At 70.8% G+C, this 22,255-nt stretch carries 19 protein-coding genes; 12 read left to right on the top strand and 7 right to left on the bottom strand.

Features of this window, described 5'->3' with window-relative positions; genetic code table 11:
- Positions 1-22: 22 nt before the first annotated feature.
- Together meaB and ABZ896_RS18305 are read left to right on the top strand one after the other, a co-directional pair.
- Entirely contained in the window at positions 23-979 is a 957-nt protein-coding gene (meaB, locus tag ABZ896_RS18310) for a methylmalonyl Co-A mutase-associated GTPase MeaB (RefSeq protein ID WP_360929433.1), read from the top strand.
- A gap of 155 nt (positions 980-1,134) precedes the next feature.
- Positions 1,135-2,346, top strand: coding sequence for an MFS transporter (locus ABZ896_RS18305; protein WP_360929430.1), 1,212 nt, complete (start codon positions 1,135-1,137; stop codon positions 2,344-2,346).
- A gap of 8 nt (positions 2,347-2,354) precedes the next feature.
- Here ABZ896_RS18305 and ABZ896_RS18300 read toward each other — a convergent pair whose 3' ends face one another.
- Positions 2,355-2,915, bottom strand: a complete 561-nt coding sequence (locus tag ABZ896_RS18300; protein ID WP_360929427.1) for a PepSY domain-containing protein — start codon at positions 2,913-2,915, stop codon at positions 2,355-2,357.
- A gap of 126 nt (positions 2,916-3,041) precedes the next feature.
- Between ABZ896_RS18300 and ABZ896_RS18295 the strand changes: the two genes are divergently transcribed.
- Both ABZ896_RS18295 and ABZ896_RS18290 read left to right on the top strand, forming a co-directional pair.
- Positions 3,042-3,710, top strand: coding sequence for a response regulator transcription factor (locus tag ABZ896_RS18295; RefSeq protein ID WP_360929424.1), 669 nt, complete (start codon positions 3,042-3,044; stop codon positions 3,708-3,710).
- Positions 3,707-5,092 (top strand): HAMP domain-containing sensor histidine kinase, encoded by a 1,386-nt coding sequence (locus ABZ896_RS18290; RefSeq protein WP_360929421.1) that lies wholly within the window; start codon positions 3,707-3,709, stop codon positions 5,090-5,092. Before ABZ896_RS18295 ends, ABZ896_RS18290 begins: the two co-directional genes overlap by 4 nt.
- 20 nt (positions 5,093-5,112) lie before the next feature.
- On the opposite strand, the gene ABZ896_RS18285 is transcribed toward ABZ896_RS18290, so the two are convergent.
- The 5 genes from ABZ896_RS18285 to ABZ896_RS18265 form a co-directional block, all read right to left on the bottom strand.
- Positions 5,113-5,589: a MarR family transcriptional regulator gene (locus ABZ896_RS18285; RefSeq protein WP_360929418.1), complete on the bottom strand. Its 477-nt coding sequence runs from the start codon at positions 5,587-5,589 to the stop codon at positions 5,113-5,115.
- 92 nt (positions 5,590-5,681) lie between these two features.
- Complete coding sequence (locus ABZ896_RS18280; protein WP_360929415.1) at positions 5,682-6,479, bottom strand: AIM24 family protein; 798 nt, start codon at positions 6,477-6,479, stop codon at positions 5,682-5,684.
- Positions 6,476-7,126 (bottom strand): AIM24 family protein, encoded by a 651-nt coding sequence (locus ABZ896_RS18275; protein ID WP_360929412.1) that lies wholly within the window; start codon positions 7,124-7,126, stop codon positions 6,476-6,478. The genes ABZ896_RS18280 and ABZ896_RS18275 overlap by 4 nt, the downstream gene beginning before the upstream one ends.
- A gap of 1 nt (position 7,127) precedes the next feature.
- Positions 7,128-7,760 (bottom strand): AIM24 family protein, encoded by a 633-nt coding sequence (locus tag ABZ896_RS18270; protein ID WP_360929538.1) that lies wholly within the window; start codon positions 7,758-7,760, stop codon positions 7,128-7,130.
- A gap of 87 nt (positions 7,761-7,847) precedes the next feature.
- Positions 7,848-8,162 (bottom strand): DUF6191 domain-containing protein, encoded by a 315-nt coding sequence (locus ABZ896_RS18265; RefSeq protein ID WP_360929409.1) that lies wholly within the window; start codon positions 8,160-8,162, stop codon positions 7,848-7,850.
- Positions 8,163-8,285: 123 nt separating this feature from the next.
- On the opposite strand from ABZ896_RS18265, the gene ABZ896_RS18260 reads away from it, so the two are divergent.
- From ABZ896_RS18260 to ABZ896_RS18245, 4 genes are all read left to right on the top strand, one after another.
- The gene (locus ABZ896_RS18260; RefSeq protein WP_360929407.1) at positions 8,286-8,636 is read left to right on the top strand and encodes a DUF3817 domain-containing protein; all 351 of its coding nucleotides are present in this window, start codon (positions 8,286-8,288) and stop codon (positions 8,634-8,636) included.
- The gene (locus ABZ896_RS18255) at positions 8,633-8,926 is read left to right on the top strand and encodes an MTH1187 family thiamine-binding protein (RefSeq protein ID WP_360929404.1); all 294 of its coding nucleotides are present in this window, start codon (positions 8,633-8,635) and stop codon (positions 8,924-8,926) included. Before ABZ896_RS18260 ends, ABZ896_RS18255 begins: the two co-directional genes overlap by 4 nt.
- Before the next feature lie 136 nt (positions 8,927-9,062).
- Positions 9,063-10,829 carry a cellulose synthase catalytic subunit gene (locus tag ABZ896_RS18250; protein ID WP_360929402.1) on the top strand — a complete coding sequence of 589 codons (1,767 nt, stop codon included), beginning with the start codon at positions 9,063-9,065 and terminating at the stop codon, positions 10,827-10,829.
- 3 nt (positions 10,830-10,832) lie between these two features.
- On the top strand, positions 10,833-12,788 hold the full coding sequence (locus ABZ896_RS18245; RefSeq protein ID WP_360929400.1) for a kelch motif-containing protein: 1,956 nt from the start codon (positions 10,833-10,835) through the stop codon (positions 12,786-12,788).
- Positions 12,789-12,795: 7 nt separating this feature from the next.
- Here ABZ896_RS18245 and ABZ896_RS18240 read toward each other — a convergent pair whose 3' ends face one another.
- A complete protein-coding gene (locus tag ABZ896_RS18240) occupies positions 12,796-13,785 on the bottom strand; it encodes a glycoside hydrolase family 6 protein (RefSeq protein WP_360929397.1) in 990 nt (329 codons plus the stop codon).
- 145 nt (positions 13,786-13,930) lie between these two features.
- Here ABZ896_RS18240 and ABZ896_RS18235 point away from each other — a divergent pair, with 145 nt between their 5' ends.
- The 4 genes from ABZ896_RS18235 to ABZ896_RS18220 form a co-directional block, all read left to right on the top strand.
- Positions 13,931-14,440 (top strand): MarR family transcriptional regulator, encoded by a 510-nt coding sequence (locus ABZ896_RS18235; RefSeq protein ID WP_360929394.1) that lies wholly within the window; start codon positions 13,931-13,933, stop codon positions 14,438-14,440.
- A gap of 43 nt (positions 14,441-14,483) precedes the next feature.
- Positions 14,484-14,822, top strand: a complete 339-nt coding sequence (locus tag ABZ896_RS18230; RefSeq protein ID WP_360929391.1) for a DUF3817 domain-containing protein — start codon at positions 14,484-14,486, stop codon at positions 14,820-14,822.
- A gap of 74 nt (positions 14,823-14,896) precedes the next feature.
- The gene (locus ABZ896_RS18225; RefSeq protein ID WP_360929388.1) at positions 14,897-16,597 is read left to right on the top strand and encodes a methylmalonyl-CoA mutase family protein; all 1,701 of its coding nucleotides are present in this window, start codon (positions 14,897-14,899) and stop codon (positions 16,595-16,597) included.
- Between the two features lie 405 nt (positions 16,598-17,002).
- Positions 17,003-22,255, top strand: a 5,253-nt coding sequence (locus ABZ896_RS18220; RefSeq protein ID WP_360929385.1) for a hypothetical protein, incomplete at its 3' end; no start/stop codon positions are given.

Genomic DNA, 22,255 nt, shown 5'->3' with positions numbered 1-22,255 from the left:
AGCCGATCCGAACGGAGCTGTGATGCAGGACGTCTCCACCCTGGTGGCCCAGGCCAGGGAAGGCCGGCCGCGGGCCGTGGCGCGGCTGATCTCCCTGGTGGAGGGGGCGTCCCCGCAGCTCAGGGAGGTCATGGCGGCCCTGGCGCCACTCACCGGCAACGCCTATGTGGTGGGCCTGACCGGCTCGCCCGGCGTCGGCAAGTCGACGTCCACCTCGGCGCTGGTCACCGCCTACCGCAAGCAGGGCAGGCGGGTCGGCGTCCTGGCCGTCGACCCGTCCTCGCCGTTCTCGGGCGGCGCCCTGCTCGGCGACCGCGTCCGGATGTCGGAGCACGCCTCCGACCCGGGCGTCTACATCCGCTCCATGGCGACCCGCGGCCACCTCGGCGGCCTCGCCTGGGCGGCCCCGCAGGCGATCCGCGTCCTGGACGCCGCGGGCTGCGACGTCGTCCTGGTCGAGACCGTCGGGGTCGGCCAGTCGGAGGTGGAGATCGCCTCCCAGGCCGACACCTCCGTCGTCCTGCTGGCCCCCGGCATGGGCGACGGCATCCAGGCGGCGAAGGCCGGAATCCTGGAGATCGGCGACGTGTACGTCGTCAACAAGGCCGACCGCGACGGTGCCGACGCGACCGCGCGCGAGCTCAACCACATGCTGGGCCTCGGCGAGTCCCGCGGCCCCGGCGACTGGCGGCCGCCGATCGTCAAGACGGTCGCCGCGCGCGCCGAGGGCATCGACGAGGTGGTCGAGGCCCTGGAGAAGCACCGGGCCTGGATGGAGGAGCGGGGCGTCCTCGCCGAGCGCCGCCGCGCCCGCGCCGCCCGCGAGGTCGAGACGATCGCCGTCACGGCCCTGCGTGAACGCATCGGCGACCTCAGCGGCGACCGCCGCCTGGACACCCTCGCGGAACGGATCGTCGCCGGCGAACTGGACCCGTACCGGGCGGCGGACGAACTGGTGGAAGGGCTGACGCGGGGCTGAGCCCTCGGAAAAGGCGCTGGCGCGCGGCCGAACCCCCGATAGGGTGACGCGCATGTTCCCCTCCTTGGCGTAGGCGCACACCGGGCCACGGTCGAGCACACCGCTCCCGTGGCCCCTCGGTGTCCCCTCTTCCGCCTCACTCCGAGGAACCCACCATGTCCGCGTCCTACGCACGCGTGCTGCGCCTTCCGCACGCCCGCCGCACCTTCGCCGCCGCCCTGCTCGGCCGCCTCTCCTACGGCGTCGTCCCGCTGTCCGTGATGCTCGCCGTCACCCGGGCCACCGGGTCCTACGCGGTGGCCGGGACCGTGATGGCGCTGTTCGGGGCCACCGTGGTCTTCCTGGCGCCCGCACGGGCGTACCTGATCGACCGCCACGGCCCGCGCCGCGCGCTCGTACCGCTGCTCCTGTCCCACGTCCTGCTGCTCGCCGTCCTGACGGCGGCCCTGCGGCACCCGGGCACACCGCCGTACGTCCTGGGCGCCCTCACGGCCCTCGCGGGCGCCTGCGCGCCACCGCTGGGGCCCACGATGCGCACGGTGTGGAGCCGCCTCGCCGACGGCGACCAGGGGCTCCTCCAGCGGGCGTACAGCCTCGACGGGGTGGCCGAGGAACTGCTCTTCGTCTCGGGCCCGTTGCTGGTCGGCGTCCTGGTGGCCGTCGCGACACCGGAGGCGGGGATCGTGGTGGGGGCGGCGCTGATGGCGACGGGGACGGCGGTCTTCGTGCGGTCTCCGGCCGTACGGAACGCGCCGCCCGCCGGCCGGGTGGTGCGGCGGGCCACGGGGGAGCGGCGGGTGCTGCCGCGGATCGGGCGTCCCGTCGCGGCCGTCGCGGGGGTCGGGCTCGGGCTCGGGGTGCTCGACCTGCTGGTCGTGGCGTTCACCGAGCGGCATGGGTACGGCGGGGCGAGCGTGGCCTGGGTGCTGGCCGCGCTGTCCGCCGGGAGCGCGGTCGGCGGGATGCTCAACGGCGCCTTGAACTGGCGGATCCCGCCCCGGACCCGGGTCACCCTGACGACGGCGGGACTGGGGCTCACGCTCGTCGCCGCGGGGTTCGCCCCGGGCCTGATCGGCCTCGCGCTGACCGTGACGGTGGCCGGGCTGTTCGTCTCCCCGGCGCTCACCACCGGCTACCTCATCGCCGACGCCTCCGTCGCGCCCGAGGCACGCACCCGGGCCGGGGCGTGGGTCAACACGGCCGTCAACGCGGGGAGTACGGGCGGTACGGCGCTCGCGGGCGCGCTGGCCGGCCGGCTGCCGGTGGGCGTGTGCTTCGCGGTGACGGGGGCGGCCGTACTCCTGGCGGGCCTGGTCACGGCGAAGGGCACGGCCGCCGTGGCGGAGACCGTGCCCAGCGGTGTCTGACGGTCGCGTCAGTCGTCGTCGCCGTCCTCGTGGTCCTGGGTGACCTTGCCGGTGGCGAGGTCGACCGTCCACTCGCCCTGCTTGCCGTCCTTCACGGTGTCCACCGACCAGGCGGTCACGGAGCCCTTGTCGTCGTCGAGGCCCACCTCGGTGACCGTGCCGTGCGCCGCGGCCGCGAGAGCCGCCTCACGGGCGTCGGTCTTCGCGCCCTTCACCGCGGCGAACTCGGCACGGTCGTCGCCGTCCCGGTCGTCACCGTCGTCGGTGTCGCGCGAGGCGCCGAGCACCTTGCCGGAGTCCGCCGCGACCCGGACGTCGTACTCGGTGCCGTCGCCCTTGACCACGGTCACCTCCCAGGCGTCGGCGCCGTCGTCGCCCAGGTCGGCGGAGAGGGCGGTGCCGGAGGTGTGCTTCAGGGCGGCGGAGATCGCGTCGGCGGCGGTGACGGTGGAGGCAGAGGTGGAGGTCGCCGTACGGTCGTCGTCGTTCCCCGCCGCGAACGCGGTGACCGTGCCGCCGGTGGCCAGGGCGGCGGCGGTGAGGGTGGCGATGACGATGTTGCGCTTCATGAGGGTTCCTCCCGAGCGGGTCGGCTTCGTTCGCTTTTCGACGACAACCACGCTGCCGGACCGACGCTGAAGCAGACCTGAAGCCTCCTGAAGGCGTCTTCAGGTTCGCTTTGCCACCCTGTACGCATGCGCCTGCTGATCGTGGAGGACGAAAAGCGTCTCGCCGTGTCCCTCGCCAAGGGCCTCACCGCCGAGGGCTACGCCGTGGACGTCGTCCACGACGGCCGGGAGGGGCTGCACCGGGCCTCCGAGGGGTCGTACGACCTGGTGATCCTGGACATCATGCTGCCCGGCCTCAACGGCTACCGGGTCTGCGCCGCCCTGCGCGCGGCCGGCCACGAGGTGCCGATCCTGATGCTCACCGCCAAGGACGGCGAGTACGACGAGGCCGAGGGCCTGGACACCGGCGCCGACGACTACCTCACCAAGCCCTTCTCCTACGTCGTCCTCGTCGCCCGCGTGAAGGCGCTCCTGCGCCGCCGCGGCCAGGGTGCCGGAGCCTCCCCGGTGCTCGAACTCGGCGGTCTGCGCATCGAGACCGCTGCCCGCCGGGTCTTCCTGCACGGCGCCGAAGTCACCCTGACCGCCAAGGAGTTCGCCGTCCTGGAACAGCTCGCCGTGCGGGCCGGCGAGGTGGTGTCCAAGGCGCGGATCCTGGAGCACGTCTGGGACTTCGCGTACGACGGCGACCCCAACATCGTCGAGGTGTACGTCAGCACGCTGCGCCGGAAGCTGGACGCCGGGCTCATCCGGACGGTCCGCGGCGCCGGGTACCGGCTGGAGACGGGCGGATGAGGCGGCTGTTCGGGTCGGTCCGGGCGCGGGCCACGCTCGCCGCGACCGCGGTGGTGGCCGTGGCCCTGGTCGCCGCGGGCGCCGTCGTCCTGCTGTCGCTGCGCAGCAACCTCGCGGGCCAGGCGGACACGGCCGCCGACAGTGCCGCCCGGGGCGTGGCGTCGCAGGTCGCGCGGGGTGTCCCGTACCGGGAACTGGACCTGGACGACGACCACCCCGTGCAGGTGGTCGACGAGAACGGGCGGGTGCTCGCGGCGAGCGAGGACCTGGAGTCGATCAGCGGGACCGGCGTCCGGGACGTCACCCCGGTGGCGAGTCCCGACGCCCGGCAGGGCGATGACGAGGACCTCCCCGAGGCCGGGGAGGTCGGTGAGGTCACCTGGCACGGGCAGGGGCGGGCCACCGTGGACGGGGAGAGCGTCGCCTACCGGTTCGCCCAGGTCGAGGTCACCGATCAGCGCGACGAGACGGTCCTCGTGTACGCGGGTGCCTCGCTCCAGGCCCAGCAGGACGCGGTGCACACCGCCGCCACCGTCATGCTGATCGGCCTGCCCCTGCTGCTCGCGGTCGTCGCCTGGGTGACCTGGACGGTCACGCGGCGGGCCCTGCGGCCCGTCGAGGCGATCCGCAGGGAGATGGCCGCGATCACCGCGTCCGAGGACCTCGCGCGCCGGGTCCCTGTCCCCGGCACCCATGACGAGGTCGCGCGTCTCGCCCGCACCACCAACGAGACGCTGGCCGCGCTGGAGACGTCCGTCGAGCGGCAGCGGCGGTTCGTCGCGGACGCCTCGCACGAACTGCGCAGCCCGATCGCTTCGCTGCGGACGCAGTTGGAGGTCGCCGTCGCGCATCCTGAGTTGCTGGACCTGGACGGGGCCGTCGAGGACACGGTGCGGTTGCAGCGGCTGGCCGGGGATCTGTTGCTGCTGGCCCGGCTGGACGCGGGGGAGGGGGTCGGTGACAAGCTGGTCGACCTCGGGGAGCTGGCCGTTCGTTGTGCCCGGGGGCGGGACGGGGTGACGGTCGAGGCCTCGGCCGTGGAAGTGGCCGGGTCCCGGGGGCAGTTGGAGCGGGTGCTCGGGAATCTGCTCGACAACGGGCAGCGGCATGCGCGGGCGGCTGTCGCTGTGACCGTGCGGCGGGACGGGGACTGGGCAGTTGTGTCAGTCGCCGATGACGGGAGTGGGGTGCCGGTCGAGGACCGCGAGCGGGTGTTCGAGCGGTTCGTGCGGCTCGATGAGGCCCGGGCCCGGGACGACGGGGGTGCGGGGCTGGGGCTTGCGATCGCTCGGGATGTGGCTGTGCGTCATGGGGGGACGTTGACTGTGCGCGATGCGCCGACAGGCGGGGCTCTGTTCGAGCTCCGCCTGCCGATCGCGTGAATCTGCTGCTGAAAGCCGCCCTACGGGCGGCCCCGGTGGCCCCGCAAATGCTCTGCCACCGGCTTCAGTGCCTTGCTCAGTTCCGTCAGGGAATCCTCGGTCTGGAGGTCGATGAAGTGCCGCCGCACAGACGCCACATGATGGGGCGCGACCTTCTTCATCGTCTCCATGCCGTGCTCGGTCAGGACCGCGTACAGCCCCCGGCGGTCGGACTCGCAGTTCTCGCGGCGGACCAGGTCCGCGTTCTCCATGCGGGTGATCTGGTGCGAGAGGCGGCTCTTCGACTGGAGGGTGGCGGACGCGAGGTCGCTCATCCGCATCCGTACGCCCTCCGACTCGGAGAGATTGACCAGGATCTCGTAGTCGTTCATCGTCAGGCCGAACGGCTGGAGGTCCTTCTCGAGCTGATACGTCAGCAGCCTGTTGACCTCCAGATGGGTGCGCCAGGCGCACTGCTCCGCATCGGTCAGCCAGCGCGTGGCCGTCTCGGTCTCCATGAATGAAGTCTACCTAAAAGGTTGAAAGGTGAACTAATGAGGGTGGTGTGACAGTGCGCACACGTTCGATGTCACACTCCGCAGACTACCGCTCACAGCCCGAAGCGACGCTGGAGGTCCCCCAGCTGTCCGGGAAGGCGCGGTACCCCCGGCTGCTGTGGATGGCCTGTGGGAACCCCATGGCCACCGGGTACGCCGGGCTCGTTCGGGACCGTCCCGGTGGCCTGCTCGGCCATCAGGGTCTCGGAGGACTGGAGCAGGACCGTACCGGCCCCCACGAACTCGAACTGGTGCTCCTCGCCGGAGGCCCCGCCGAGGCCCGTCATCGCACGTAGACCGCCCATCAGACCCGTCATGTACCCGTGGTCGTAGTGGTGGCAGGGCGAGGGACAGTCGGCCCAGCCCACAAGCGCTTGCGGGTCCACCCGGATCGGGGGCTCCATGAACACCACCGGACCGTTGGACGCGGCCACGAACTTTCCGGTTCCGATGAGGGTCAGGAAACTCGGCACGATCGACTGCTTGAGCGCGAGACTTGGCTGAAAAGCGAGCAGGTTGCCGGAGCGAATGGTCAGGTTGCCGTCTTCGAGGTCGTAGGAGTTGACGTCGAAGGCCCGGTCGGCGAGGAGCATCTTGCCCGAGCCCTGTGCCACGACCCAGTCGCTCGCGTGCAAAGGCGAATGGAAGGACGTACGGACGAGACCGTCGAGGCGGCCGTGTCCGATGCCGTTGAAATCCATCTGCCCGTAGTAGGCGATCATCTTCCCCTTCTGCAGGAACCACTGGCTCCCCTTGAGCTCCACGCAGAAGGTGTAGTTGTTGACGTTGTCGTCCGAGGGCAGCGTCATGGGGTCGAAGACCGTCGGCCCGGCGCCCGGGTACTGGCTCACAGCTTCTCCTCCGAGGCCTGGACGTAGACCGCGCCGTGGCCGCTGAGCTCCAGCTGGAAGGCCTCGCCGGAGCCCCGGCCCACCATGTCGCGCCAGCCGAGGGCGGTCGAGAGTTTGTTGCGGACGTCGCCGTGGTGGGCGACGTAGGCCTGCGGGTCGACATGGACCGGGCGCTGCGGGGTGATCGGGACCTCGAAGACGCCGCCGTGGGCCATCACCGCGACCGAGCCGTGGCCCTTGAGGGTGGTGGTGAACAGGCCCTGGCCGGTGACCTGGCCCCGGACCATGCCCATGACCCCGCCCTGCGAGCCCATGAACATGGTGCCCTGCTGGAGGGTGCCCTCGAAGGCGAGCAGCCGGTCCGCCTCGACGTACAGGGTGTCGCCGGTGAGGTTGATGACCGTGACGTGGTGGCCGCCGTGTCCGAAGAGGACGGTGCCGCTGCCCTCGACGGTCATCAGCGGGGTGTCCTCGTTGGCCACCCGGCGCCCGATCATCGAGGTGATGCCGCCCTGGCCGCCCTGGATGTTCGGGGTGAAGGACACCTCGCCCTTGTAGGCGAGCATCGCGCCGCGCTGGCTGAACAGCCGCTGGCCGGGCAGGACCGTCGCCTCGACCATCTTGGAGTTGATCTCACGGAAGGCCATGTCACACATCCCCCGCGATCGTGTTCCGCTCGCTGGGCTGGACGTAGACCAGGCCGTCGCCCTCGAAGCGGATCTGGAAGGCCTCGCCGCCGCCCTCGCCCATGAAGGTGCGGAAGGTCACACCGGACTGGAAGGACTGGGTGAGGTTGCCCTGGTGGGCGATGTAGGCGCCGGGGTCGACGGTCAGAGGGTACTGGTGGCTGACCCGCAGCACGACCGCGGGGCCGTCCGACATGATCGCCGCCTGGCCGTGGCCCTCGACGGTGGTCGTGAACAGGCCGTTGCCCTGGCTCGCGCCGCGCAGGCCGGTGAAGCTGGTGCCGGTCCTGAGCCCCGCGTCGGTCGCGAGCAGGTTGCTCGACTCCACGAACAGCCGGTCGCCCTGGAGGCTCACGAGGTTGATCTCCGAGGCGCGGTCCGCGAACCAGCACGTGCCGTGCCCCGACACCTCCATCACGGTCATCTGCTCACCGGTGATCCGCCGGGTCACCATGCCCCGGATCCCCTCACCACCCCCGCTGAGCTTCTTGAAGTGCATCTGCCCGTCGTACGCGACCATCGAGCCGTTCTTCGCCTTCACGGCGTCCCCGGTCATGTCGACGGCGAGCACCTTGCTGCCTTGAAGTCGAAACATCGCCACGGAGGGAAGGTATCCGTAGGAAGCCCTTGCCGACAGATCCTGAGGGAGGAGACTGACCCTGACCTGCCCCCCAGGCAGCTCCTAGGGGCTCTGCGGAAGCCGGATGACGGCCTTGCCCGAGGTCAGGTCGACGGTGGAGTGGGGCGGGGCGCCGTCCTCCTCGTCGTCGCGCATCACCAGGGAGCTCTGGCGTTCCTTGAGCTCGTGCTGCTTGCCGGGGGACAGGGCCGCGTGCAGCTGCTCGAAGCCGGTCGCCGAGACCTGGCCCTGGCGGCCGGCGTTGCGCCAGGGCAGCACCCCGGCCCGGCCGGCCCGCAGCAGGAACTGGTCGACGAAGGCCAGGACGGTGAGCAGGACCACAAGGCCCGGCAGGGTCATGAAGAAGACGAACTGCACGCGGGCTCCTCGGGACGCCGCACCATGGACCCCCCACCTTCTCTCCGTTCGCCCGTTTGCCACAATGGACGAAAGTTTGTGCTTGCGTTCACAAACCGTCCGTACTCCCACCGAAGGTGATCCGTGGACCTCAAGACAGCCTCCGCCATCCGCCGCCTGCGCCTCGTCTCCGTGCCGGAGGGGGTGTCCTGGATCATTCTCGCGACCTGTACGGTCATCAAGTACACGGTCAACTCCGGCTTCGACGTGGCCCCCGTGCTCGGCCCCATCCACGGCGTGCTGTTCGTCCTCTACGTGGTCTTCTGGGCGGACGCCTGGAACCGCACCAAGTGGGCCAAGGGCAAGGCGGCGCTCTACTTCGCGTACTCGGTGATCCCGGGCGGCGGCTTCGTCATCGAGCGCAAGCTCCGCCGTGAGGCCGAGGACGCGGTCATCGCCTCCCGTGCCCGCAAGGAAGGGGTCGTGAACGCATGATCGTCGCGTTCTCGGTGACACCGCTCGGGGTCGGTGAGGAGGTCGGCGAGTACGTCGCCGACGCCGTGCGGGTCGTACGGGAGTCCGGCCTGCCGAACCGTACGGACGCGATGTTCACGTCGGTCGAGGGCGAGTGGGACGAGGTCATGGACGTCGTCAGGCGCGCGGTGGCCGCCGTGGAGGCGCGGGCGCCCCGGGTCTCCCTGGTCCTCAAGGCGGACATCCGGCCCGGCGTGACGGACGGGATGACCTCCAAGGTGGCGACGGTGGAACGCCACCTCGCCGGATAAGGCACCAGCGCTCACGCTACCCACCCACCTGGCCGCCCCCGAGTCGCATATGTCCTAAATCTCCACTTTTGTGTTGATATCGGCCCCCGAGGAAACCCTGCGAGGCCGATCACTCCTCACTCAACTGGAGGGCGCTGTGCGGCCGGAGGGCTACGACTACGACACCTACAGCCGACTCGCCGGCCCGCTCACGGAGCCGGAGGCCGGGGCGGCGTACCAGGTGCAGTACACCTCGCTGCTCTCCCGCGAGCCCCGCCGAATACGCGCCGTCCTGCTGATGAGCCTCGCGCCCCTGCTGACCGGCGTTCTCCTCGTCTACCTCGTCTGGCCGACCCACTGGGTCGAACGCGAGGGCGGCGACGCCTGGATGGTCCACCTCGACGTGGTCATGCTGATAGCCATCGGCCTCATCGAGCTGTTCATGGTCGTCAACGTCGCCTCCGTGGCCCACGCCACCCTCGTCGCCCGCGACCCCGTCCCCGTGATGCCCGAACCCGGCACCCGGGTCGCCTTCCTCACCACGTACGTCCCCGGCAAGGAACCCCTCGCCATGGTCCGCGCCACTCTCGAAGGCGCCACGAGGGTCACCCACGTCGGCCCCCTGGACGTCTGGCTCCTCGACGAGGGCGACGACGAACAGGCGAAGGCCCTGTGCGCGGAACTGGGCGTCCGGCACTTCACCCGGCACGGGGTGGAGGCGTGGAACCGCTCCAAGGGCGTCCACAAGGCCCGCACCAAGCACGGCAACTACAACGCCTGGCTCGCGGCCCACGGCGACGACTACGACTTCTTCGCCTCCGTCGACACCGACCACGTCCCCCACCCCGCCTTCCTGGAGCGGATGATGGGGTACTTCCGGGACGCGGACGTCGCCTTCGTCGTCGGCCCGCAGGTCTACGGCAACTACCACAACGCCGTCACCAAGGCCGCCGAGTCCCAGCAGTTCCTCTTCCATGCGCTGATCCAGCGGGCCGGCAACCGCTACCGCTCACCGATGTTCGTCGGCACCAACAACGTCGTCCGCATCGAGGCCGTACGGCAGATCGGCGGCCTGTACGACTCGATCACCGAGGACATGGCCACCGGCTTCGAGCTGCACCGCCACCGCAACCCGGCGACCCGGCGCCACTGGCGCTCCGTGTACACCCCGGACGTGCTGGCCGTGGGCGAGGGCCCCGCCTCCTGGACCGACTTCTTCACCCAGCAGATGCGCTGGTCGAGGGGGACGTACGAGACGCTCTTCAAGCAGTACTGGAAGGCGCCGTTCACCATGCCCCCCGGCCGCCTCTTCTCGTACACGCTGATGCTCGTCTACTACCCGATGACGGCCGTCAACTGGCTGCTGGGCATCCTGAGTTGCTTCCTCTTCCTCTGGTTCGGCGCTTCCGGCACCCAGGTCGCCGCCTCCGTCTGGCTGATGCTCTACAGCGACGCGGCCGCCCTCCAGATCGGCCTCTACCTCTGGAACCGCCGGCACAACGTCTCCCCGCACGAACCCGAGGGCTCCGGCGGGCTCGCCGGCATGGCGATGTCGGCGCTGTCCGCGCCCATCTACCTCAAGTCCTTCGGCGAGGCGCTGATCCGGATGCCCAGCCGGTTCGTCGTGACCCCCAAGGGCGGGGACGCGAGCCCGGACCGGCTGCTGACCTTCCGGATCCACCTCTTCTGGGCGGCACTGCTCGCGATCTCGCTCGCCGCCTCCGTCGTCCTCGACCACACCCATGTGGCCATGCGCACCTGGGCCGTCCTCGCGATGGCCATCTCCCTCGCGCCGGTCGGCGTGTGGGTCTCCACCCAGCTCAAGGAGCGCCGGGAACGGCAGACGCGCACCGTGCCCGCGCGGGTCGTCGACGAACCCGCCCTCGCCACCACCTCTCCCGGCACCTCGACAGGGGGCAACTAGGCCATGGCCTACCAGCCGTCCCAGAAGACCAAGAAGACCGTCCTCGGCATCGGCGGCATCGCGCTCCTCGCCGGTCTCAACGCCCCGGCCGCGCTCGACTTCGCGAGCGAGAAGTACCACGCGTACGAGATCTCCCGGCCCGAGTACCAGGCGAAGTACGGCAGTTGGAGCAAGGTCGGCATCCCCGAGCAGTACCGCACCAACGCCATCCACGCGGCCCTGCTGCACACCGGCAAGGTGCTGATCGTGGCCGGGTCGGGCAACGAGCAGAAGAAGTTCGACGAGGGCTCCTTCGACACGATCCTGTGGGACCCGAAGGCGGACACCTTCAAGAAGATCCCCACCCCCGACGACTTCTTCTGCTCCGGACACGCCCAACTCCCCGACGGCCGCATGCTGGTGGCCGGCGGTACCGCCCGCTACGAGCTCCTCGACGGCGAGGTGAAGCGGGCCGGCGGCGGGATGCGGGTGAAGAACGAGAACCCCGACAAGGCGGTGTTCCTGAAGAAGGGCACCCGCTTCCGCTCGCCCGCCGGCGTCGAGTACGTCACGAGGTTCGACGTCACCGTCCCCAAGGCGAAGAAGGCCTTCAAGGTCACCTACAACGCCCGCGGGGTCATGCAGCCGTGGAAGACGACGGTCACCGCGAGCGAGGCCCGGGTGTTCGTGGAGGCCGTCGAGAAGGGCCCGTTGTCGGTCACCGAGAAGCAGGCGCAGTACGAGGTCGTCGGCCTCAAGGGCAAGGACGCGAACAACACGTACGGCCTCTCCGAGGAGATCACCCTCGGCAAGCAGGACTTCCAGGGCATCCGCGCGGCCTACGAGTTCGACCCGGTCGCCGAGCGGTACATCCCCGTCGACCCGATGGACAAGGCCCGTTGGTACCCGACCCTGGTCGGCCTCGACGACGGCCGCGTCCTCGCCGTCTCCGGTCTCGACGACGTCGGCATGATCGACCCCGGCGACAACGAGATCTACGACCCGAAGACCAAGAAGTGGTCGCCGGGCCCCAAGCGCTACTTCCCGACCTACCCGGCCCTCTTCCTCACCAAGGGCGGCAAGCTCTTCTACCCGGCCTCCAACGCCGGTTACGGGCCCGCCGACCAGGGCCGCGAGCCGGGCCTGTGGGACCTGAAGAACAACACCTTCCAGAAGGTGCCCGGGCTGCGGGACGCCGACGAGACCGAGACCTCGGCCTCCCTGCTGCTGCCGCCCGCGCAGGACCAGAAGGTGATGATCCTGGGCGGCGGAGGCGTCGGCGAGTCCAAGAAGTCGAGCCCGCGCACCGCCGTAGTCGACCTCAAGAAGGACAACCCCGCCTTCGAGGACGGCCCCAACCTCCCTCAGGGCACGCGGTACTTGAACAGCGTGATCATGCCGGACGACACCGTCTTCACCTCGAACGGCTCCGAGGACTACCGCGGCCGCAGCGCCAGCAACATCCTCAAGGCACAGTTCTACGACCCCAAGGGCAACGTCTTCCGGGAGGCCGCGTCCCCGACGGTCGGCCGCAACTACCACTCCGAGGCACTGCTGTTGCCCGACGGGAGGGTCGCCACCTTCGGCTCCGACCCGCTCTACGACGACCAGCAGAACACCAAGCTCGGCCACTTCGAGCAGCGCATGGAGATCTTCACCCCGCCCGCGCTGCACAAGGGTGGCGCCAACAGGCCCGTACTGAAGGACGGTTCGCAGCTGCTGGACTCACGGCGCCGGGCGACCTACCGCACCGACCACCCCGAACGGATCGTCAAGGCACGGCTGATGCGGCCCAGCGCGGTCACCCACACCACCGACGTCGAGCAGCGCTCCATCGCGCTGGGTCTGACCAAGGGCACCCGCTCGGTGACCGTCGAGGTGCCGCGGGACCCGGCGCTGGTGCCGCCCGGCTGGTACATGCTGTTCGTGACGGACGCGGACGGCACGCCGTCCGAGGCGAAGTGGATCCAGGTGAAGTAGGTGTCGGCTAGCGCGCGTTGCGGGCCAGCCCGAGCGCGTACTCCGGCCACCACTTGCCGGCGTCCGGCCCGCCCTCGCAGGTGCCGTCCGACTCCCCGGGGCGCTTGATCCACAGATAGGCGTCGAGGGCGGGCACCCCGGTGTCCGTCGTCGGGCGCTTGCCGAGGGCCCGGCCCGGCGGGTTGCACCAGGCGCCGGGCAGCGGCCCGTTGCCGTTGCGGCTGCTGTCCACGACGAAGTGCTTGCCGCCGAGGTCGCCGGAGAGCTGGAGGCCGTACTTCCTCGTCGCCGCGTCCGTCTGGAAGTTGGAGACGTTCAGGGAGAAGCCGTCGGCCCGCTCGATGCCGGAGCGCTTGAGCGGCTCGACCAGCTTCCACGGCTCGCGGATCCAGGCCGGGTTGCCCGCGTCCAGGTACACCTTGGTGTGCGGCTGCTCCTTGAGACGGGCGATCGCCTCGCCGAGCAGCTGCTCGCGCTCGCCCGCGTCCTCCTCGGGCGTACAGCCGTCCACGATGTGGGCCACCGCGTCCGGCTCCAGCACCACCAGCGCCCGCGCGTCACCGAGGGCCGCGGCGAACTGCCCGATCCAGGCCCGGTAGGCGTCCGCGTCCGCCGCCCCGCCCGCGGAGTGCTGGCCGCAGTCCCGGTGCGGGATGTTGTACGCCACGAAGAGCGCCGTACGCCCCTCGTGCGCCGCGGCCGCCGTCGCCGCCTTCACGGTCGCCGTCGGGTCGAGCTCGCCGGCCGGCCACAGCGCGACCGGCTCGTCGGCGATCCGCTTCAGCAGCGCCGCGTCCTTCGTACGGCCCTGCCGCCGCCACAGCTCGATCTGCTCGGCGGCGGAGCTCGCCGGGTCGACCCAGAAGCGGGCACCGGCCCCCGGGCTCTTCGAGGCGGCGCCGGCGACGGAGGCCTCGTCGACACCGGGGGCGGACGAGCAGCCCGCCGCGAGCCCGAGGACCGCGAGGGCGGCGAGGGTGTGGGTCAGCCGGGACATGCTGCTCCCTTGCGCGAGAGTGACGGTCGGTGACCAATAGTTGCATAACGTAATGAAACGCCACGGAATAGACATGGCCGGGCCGCCCCGACCGAAAGGCGAGACGGGGCTGACCAGCATGTGACCGGCCGGTAAGGTCGATGCCGTGCCGAAGCCGCTCAGTCTTCCCTTCGACCCCATCGCCCGCGCCGACGAGCTCTGGAAGCAGCGCTGGGGAAACGTGCCGTCCATGGCCGCGATCACCTCGATCATGCGCGCCCACCAGATCCTGCTCGGCGAGGTCGACGCGGTGGTGAAGCCGTACGGGCTGACGTTCGCGCGCTACGAGGCGCTGGTGCTGCTGAACTTCTCCAAGGCGGGCGAGCTGCCGATGTCGAAGATCGGCGAGCGGCTGATGGTGCATCCCACGTCCGTGACGAACACCGTGGACCGCCTGGTGAGGTCCGGCCTGGTCGACAAGCGCCCCAACCCCAACGACGGCCGCGGCACGCTCGCCTCCATCACCGACAAGGGCCGCGAGGCGGTCGAGGCCGCGACCCGCGATCTCATGGCGATGGACTTCGGGCTGGGCGTCTACGACGCGGAGGAGTGCGCGGAGATCTTCGCGATGCTGCGGCCCCTGAGGGTGGCGGCGAAGGACTTCGACGAGAGCTGACCCGCGAGAAGATCGCCCGGAACGCGTGGTTACGCTCGTAGGCATGAAAAAGAGCGTGCTGACCCGCTACCGCGTCCTGGCCTATGTCACCGGTGTGCTGCTGGTCCTGCTGTGTCTGAGCATGATCGCCAAGTACGGCCTGGACATCGACGGTGCCGCGGACGTCACCCGCGTCGTCGCCATCGCGCACGGCTGGCTGTACGTGGTCTACCTCGTCTTCGCCTTCGACCTGGGCTCCAAGGCGCGCTGGCCCATCCTCAAGCAGGTCTGGGTGTTGTTGGCGGGGACGATTCCGACGGCCGCGTTCATCGTCGAGCGGAAGATCAGCCGCGAGCTGGAGGGCAAGATCGTGGACGCGTCTCCGGAGCCGGTCAAGGCGTAACCCCACCGCCGTACGAGTCGCGTACGGCGGTTGTCCATCGACATTTACTAGGACGTCCTAGTAAATTCGAAGGTATGGACGCTGACGCCATCGAAGAGGGCCGCCGCCGCTGGCAGGCCCGGTACGACGCCTCGCGCAAGCGGGAGGCGGACTTCACCACGCTCTCGGGGGACCCCGTGGAGCCGGTGTACGGGCCACGGCCAGGGGACGCCTACGACGGCTTCGAGCGGATCGGGTGGCCGGGGGAGTACCCCTTCACGCGCGGCCTGTACCCGACCGGCTACCGCGGGCGCACCTGGACCATCCGGCAGTTCGCCGGGTTCGGGAACGCCGAGCAGACCAATGAGCGCTACAAGATGATCCTCGCGGGCGGTGGCGGAGGCCTGTCGGTCGCCTTCGACATGCCGACCCTGATGGGCCGCGACTCCGACGACCCGCGCTCGCTCGGCGAGGTCGGGCACTGCGGGGTGGCCATCGACTCCGCCGCCGACATGGAGGTCCTGTTCAAGGACATCCCGCTGGGCGACGTCACCACCTCCATGACGATCAGCGGCCCGGCCGTCCCCGTCTTCTGCATGTACCTCGTCGCCGCCGAACGCCAGGGCGTGGACCCCGCCGTCCTCAACGGCACGCTCCAGACGGACATCTTCAAGGAGTACATCGCGCAGAAGGAGTGGCTCTTCCAACCCGAGCCCCATCTGCGCCTGATCGGCGACCTCATGGAGTACTGCGCCGCCGGCATCCCCGCCTACAAGCCGCTGTCCGTCTCCGGCTACCACATCCGCGAGGCCGGCTCGACGGCCGCGCAGGAGCTGGCGTACACGCTCGCGGACGGCTTCGGGTACGTCGAACTGGGCCTGTCCCGAGGCCTGGACGTCGACGTCTTCGCCCCGGGGCTCTCCTTCTTCTTCGACGCGCACGTCGACTTCTTCGAGGAGATCGCCAAGTTCCGCGCGGCGCGCCGCATTTGGGCCCGCTGGATGCGGGACGTGTACGGCGCGCGGTCCGAGAAGGCGCAGTGGCTGCGCTTCCACACGCAGACCGCCGGGGTCTCCCTGACCGCGCAACAGCCGTACAACAACGTGGTGCGTACGGCGGTGGAGGCGCTGGCGGCCGTCCTGGGCGGCACCAACTCCCTGCACACCAACGCCCTCGACGAGACCCTCGCGCTCCCCTCCGAGCGGGCCGCGGAGATCGCGCTGCGCACCCAGCAGGTGCTGATGGAGGAGACCGGGGTCGCCAACGTGGCGGATCCGCTGGGCGGTTCGTGGTACGTCGAGCAGCTGACGGACCGGATCGAGGCGGACGCGGAGAAGATCTTCGAGCAGATCAAGGAGCGGGGCCTGCGCGCCCACCCCGACGGGAAGCATCCCATCGGTCCCGTCACCTCCGGCATCCTGCGCGGCATCGAGGACGGCTGGTTCACCGGCGAGATCGCCGAGTCCGCCTTCCGCTACCAGCAGTCCCTGGAGAAGGGCGACAAGCGGGTCGTCGGCGTCAACGTCCACACCGGCTCGGTCACCGGCGACCTGGAGATCCTGCGGGTCAGCCACGAGGTGGAGCGGGAGCAGGTGCGCGTACTGGCGGACCGCAAGTCCGCCCGCGACGAGACCGCGGTGACCACAGCCCTGACCGCGATGCTCACGGCAGCCCGCGACGGCTCCAACATGCTCCCTCCCATGCTGGACGCGGTCCGCGCGGAGGCGACGCTGGGGGAGATCTGCGGGGTGCTCAGGGAGGAGTGGGGGACGTATACGGAGCCGGCCGGGTTCTAGGCATTAGGTAACGATGTGATCAAGCGTTGAATCTTTTTGTCCGTTAGTGGTGCGCTCTGAGGGGTTCATGAGAATTCTTTGACCTTCCCGTGAAGATCACCCCGTGAGAGCGTCGTCGAGTTAGCGGCGGCGCGTGCTCATGGGGGGCGAGCTCCGGCGCATGCCGCACGGGGGAGTCGCTGTGGCGACAACCGACGTCTGTCATGCCCATGGTTTGTGCTGCCGAACGTCGAAGAGATTGTTGGGCAGACGGACATGCCATCGTTCAGAGACGTGGGCAGACGCCGACGACGCTTGCGCGAGGCGGTGACGAGGGGCGTCAGCGGGACAGCCCTCCTCACCGCGGCCGCCGTGTTGATGGGTGTGGTTCAGGCCGTACCGGCCACGGCGGACACAGAGCCCGAAGTGGATGACGGGCTCTTCCGGAACAGCATCGGTGAACGGCAACGGCTCGACCGGTGCCTGGTAGCCGTGGCGCTGCATTACGGCGGCGCGAACATGAAGTCCAAGGCCATCGAAGGTCTGACGGGCACCGCCACGGAGTTGCATGCCCTGGTTGGCGACAGCGGCATGATCGGGCTGGAGCCCATTGGACAGGCAGCGGATGCGGACAAGGAAGCCTCCATCGCCTACCGGGACGCTTCCAATGCCCGCACCACGGCGCTGGATGCCGCCAACACGCCGTACGTCCAATCGGCTTATGCCAGCGACGACATGCTGTGGGATCCGCCGGAGTTCGACGCGGACGTACGGCAGTTCACCCTCTTCACCCAGGAGGAGTTGGCGGGTCGGCTCGGCTGGGAGGGGCACAGCAACGCCAGTACCGAGGCGATCGCTCGGGCCCGCGAGATCACAGCGGAGAACGAGGAAGAGTACGAGTGGGCGGAGAACTGGGCCGCCGACGACATGCTGGCGGACTCCGCCGTCAACCAGAAGCAGTTCTCCGGCGGGACCACGGCCAGTGACATCGCCCTCTATCTCAAGCATGGCGGCTTCCTGAAGGAGGCGCCCGCCGAGGGGTCCGCGCAGTACCGGATCGTCGTCGAGGACCTCAAGCAGGCCTGGGCGGCCTGTGACTACCAGAACCCGGTCGACCTCCGGCGCGTGCTCAACGGCCCGGTGACGACCGCGATGGGCGAGTGGGAGCTGGAGTACGCCTCCCAAGCTGCCTCCCGCGCCACGATCATCCAGGCGGAGGCGGACGCTGCCACCGCCACCCGTGAAGCCACCGACGACATGATCGAGGCCATCGGTCAGGCGTGGCTCGCCGAGCAGATCCTGACCTGGCGCAAGTACTGGCAGGACCGGATCGCCACCGACCCGGGTGCCCTCAACCAACCGGACCAGGCGTTCTACGACAAGGCCGACGCCGACCTCGCCGCCGCCCGGAACAAGATTCCCGCGCTGGTCGCCTCGGCCGAGCAGCACGCCGCTGCCGCCGCCACCGCGGCCCAGAAGGCGGCGACCGCGCAGCAGGAGGCGTGGGGCATCGCCGACGCCACCGACGTGCCGCGCGGACGCGGGCTGATGTACGCCCAGCAGTCGGTCCAGGTCGCCCGCGCCTCCAGCGCGGCCGCCGAGGCCGCCGCCAAGGCGACCCGTACCGCACTGGAAGCCGCCAAGGCCACCGTCGCCGACAGCGACACCCTGCTGGCCAAGGCGCAGACCCAGTCGCACGCGGTGAACACGGAGTTCCGCCGGATCGCCGCCGAGGAGGCGGCCGCGCAGGCGAAGGCCGCTGCCGACACCGCGGACAGCGAGGCTAAGGCTGCCGCGGACAGCGCCGCCGAGGCGAAGAGCGCTCAGGCCACCGCCGAGAAGCAGAGCGACGAAGCCCGCGAGGCAGCGGCCACCGCGCAGACGCAGCGCGCCACTGCCGAGCTGGAGAAGGCCACGGCTGTCGCCTCCCGTGTCAGCGCTGCCGCCGAGCGTGCCAAGGCTCAGCAGGCCGAGGGCGAGGCTGCCACGAAGCAGACCGCCGCCGAGGAGGCCAAGTCGGCCGCCACGACGACGGCAGCCACGGCCAAGGAGAAGCGGACCGCCGCCGACGCCAAGGCCAAGGCTGCGGCCACCGCGCGCTCCACCGCCGCGGCCGCCCTCCAGAAGAAGCAGGCCACCGCCGCCCGCGCTGCCGCACTCCAGGCAGCCGCGACGGCAGCCGAGGGCACCGCAGCCGCGGCCGAGACCCGCGAGGCCGCAGACAAGGCCCGTACGGCCGCCTCCGAGGCCACGAGCGCCGCCACCGCCGCGCAGACCGCCGCCGACGAGGCCAAGACCGCCGCGGTCGCAGCCCGTTCCGCCGCCACCAAGGCGGAAGCAGCCGCCGAGCGTGCCCAGGCGAGCGCCGACGAGGCGTGGTCCTCGTACCTGAAGGCGACCGGTGCCGCCGCGAACGCGCACTCCGCCGCCGCCAAGGCCCTCGACGCGGCCCAGGACGCCGCCCTGCGCGCCGACAACGCCGCCACCGCCTCGGAGAACGCCACCGAGTCGGCGAAGAAGGCCGCCGAGGAGTCCTCCGCCGCCGGTATCGAGGCCGCGTCCGCCGTCACCACGGCCGCCACGGCGACCGGTCGCGCCTACGCCGCCGGACAGGCTGCACTGGCCGCCCGGGACAGTGCGGGCCAGGCCATCGCCGCCGCCAACGAGGCCGTGGCCATCGGCACCCCGTACCAGGAGAAGGACGCGTCCGCCGCGTTCGCCGTACTCGTCGGACAGAAGTCGAAGACCCTGGCCGAGCAGCAGGCCGCGGCAGCGGAGGCGAAGGCGGCCGAGGCCGCGGACGCAGCCGAGGCCGCGCAGCAGGCGGCCGAACAGGCGCTCGGAGACGCCAAGTTGGCCGCCGAAGCCGCCGCGCAGGCGGCGGCGGACTCGGTCCGCGCAACGCAAGCCGTGGCCCGTGCCCAGGCGTCCGCGACCGAGGCACAGAACGCGCAGAAGTCCGCCCAGAAGGCAGCCGAGTCCGCCTCCGGTTATGCCCAGCAGGCCGGTGCCGACGCCCTCAGCGCCCGCAACACCGCGGGTGAGGCGGAGACCGAGGCCACGCAGGCCGACCGCGAGGCCACCGAGGCCGAGCGCAGTGCGGCGCAGGCCGAGGAAGCCGCTTCACGGGCGGCCGGTGCCGCGAGCGATGCCGCGAACGAGGCGACCGAGGCCGAGCAGAACGCCAAGGACGCCGAGGCGAAGGCGGCCGACGCCGACGCCGACAGCAACGCGGCCGAGGACGCCGCCGCCCAGGCCGAACAGGAACAGCGCGAACAGAACGAGGCCGAGCGGCAGGACGCTCTCAAGGACGGCAACACGCCCATCGAGGGCGGGTCCGCCAACTGGGCCGTGCTGGGCGCGCAGGAGAAGCAGATCCTCCTGGACGCCTGTGGTCAGACCTGCCTCGACGCCTACCAGGACGCGCTCGCCGCGGTCTCGGTCGACGTCGTGGAGTGGACCGCCGCCAACGGCGGGCAGATCCTCCTCGACGAGTTCGGCACCGCCAAGGTCAAGCAGTGCCTGGCCCTGGGCGGCACCGAGGACTGCCTGTGGTCCCTCGTCGACATCGCGTCCTCCGTGGGGACCGTCGGCCGGATCCCCGCCCTCGCCGAGGCCATCGAGAAGGTCAGCACCGGAATCCGGCAGATCTTCCTGGACGCCTACTCGGGCCGGGCCAAGCTGGTCGAGCTGACCCAGCTCATCAGCGACAAGCGCAGCACGCCCCGTAGGGAGCAGTGCATCGCCGGTGTCGCCCTGCACGTGGGCGGCGCCAACATGAAGGCCAAGGCCATCGAGGGCCTGACTGGTACGGCCGAGCAACTGCACACCATCGTCGGCGACAGCGGCCTGATCGGACTGGAACCGCTGGGCCAGGCCCGCGACAAGGACCGTACCGCGGGCATCGCCTACGGGCAGGCCTCGTACGCCCGTACCTCTGGTCTGGAGGACGCCAACCGCCCGTACGCACTCAGCTCGTTCAGCGACGAGATCTCGCTGCACGCGCCGAAGTTCGACGCGGAGGTCCTTCAGTTCACCCTGTTCACGCAGGAGGAACTCGCGGGCCGTCTCGGCTGGGACGGGCACAGCAACGCGAGCGCGGAGACCGTCGCGCGAGCCCGCCAGATCACCGAGGAGAACCGCGGCCAGGCCATCTGGAACGACTGGGCCGCGGACCAGATGCTCCGCGACACGGCCGTCAAGCAGACGAGGTTCGCCGGCGGCACGACCGCCACGGACGTCGCCTCGTACCTCCGGCACGGTGGCTTCCTGAGTGAGGCTCCGGCCGCGGACTCGGCCGAGTTCCGCCACGAGGTCGAGAACCTCAAGCAGGCCTGGTCGTCCTGTGACCACCAGGACCCGGTCGACCCGAACAACGCCCTGGGCGCGGTCCTCTCCACTGCGACCGCCGAGTGGGACGCGGAGTACGCCGCCCAGGCCGCCCCGCGTGCCGCGATCCTCCAGGCGGAAGCGGACGCCGCGGCGGCCACCCGCGTGGCGACCGACACCATGATCGAGGCGATCGGCCAGGCATGGCTCGCCGAGCAGATCCTGCTCTGGCATAAGTACTGGCACGACGAGCTCGAAGCCGACCCGAAGAGCATCCTCAAGCCCAAGAAGGCGCTCTTCGACCAGGCCAACACGGACCTGGCCCGCGCCCGGGGCAAGGTGCAGGCACTGGTCACCACGGCCAAGCAGCAGGCCACGGCCGCTGCGACCGCCGCCACGCGTGCGGTGACCGCGCAGAAGCAGGCGTACGACATCGCGGACGCGGCCGAAGTGCCGCGCGGCCGAGGTCTGATGTACGCCCAGCAGTCGGTGCAGGTCGCCCGGGCCTCCGGGGCCGCCGCGACCGCCGCCGCCAAGGCGACGGAGACGGCCCTGAACGCGGCCAACGCCACGGTCTCCACCTCGCAGGCGCTGCTGGCGCTGGCGAAGACCGAGGCGCACGCGATCAACACCGAGTTCCGCCGCATCGCCGCCCAGGAGGCCGCCGCCCAGGCGAAGGCCGCCGCCGACAGCGCCGACGCGTACGCCACTTCCGCCGCCAACAACGCGGCCATCGCGAAGAAGGCCAAGGAGGACGCGGCCCGCGAGGAGGAGAAGGCCCGCCAGGCCGCCGCCGACGCGCAGCGGACCCGCGCCGTCGCCGAGCTGGAGCGCGCCAACGCGGCGGCCTACCGGGCCACCGCCGAGCGTGAGCGGGACATCGCCGCCGGCCACGAGGCCGACGCCGTCGCCCAGGGCCGGATCGCGAGCGATGCCCGCGACTCGGCCGAGGCGTCCGGCACGGTCGCCTCCGACAAGCGGAAGGTGGCCGAACAGGCAGAGAAGGATGCCGTCGCCGCTCGCGACAACGCCCTGGAGGCGGAGCAGCGGCGCGACTCGCTGATCGCGAAGGCCGAGGCCCTGGAGGCGAACGCCGCCGCCGACGAGGGGACGGAGGCGGCCACGGCGTCCCGTGCCGCCGCCACCGACGCCCGCTCGGCCGCGGACACCGCCACCACGGCGGCCACCAACGCCCGCGCGTCGGCGAACGCGGCCACGGCCGCCGCCGTCAACGCGCGCGAGGCGGCGACCCAGGCACAGCGTACGGCTGTCAGCCAGGATGGCCTCGGCCCGTCGCCGGGAGATCTCTCCCAACGGCTCGATGTCCTCCAGAGATTCGGAAGCGATGCC

The sequence above is a fragment of the Streptomyces sp. NPDC047072 genome (assembly GCF_040643855.1).
Lineage (GTDB): Bacteria > Actinomycetota > Actinomycetes > Streptomycetales > Streptomycetaceae > Streptomyces.
Note: the sequence above shows the minus strand (reverse complement) of the source record. Positions and strands in the feature narration are given on the sequence as shown.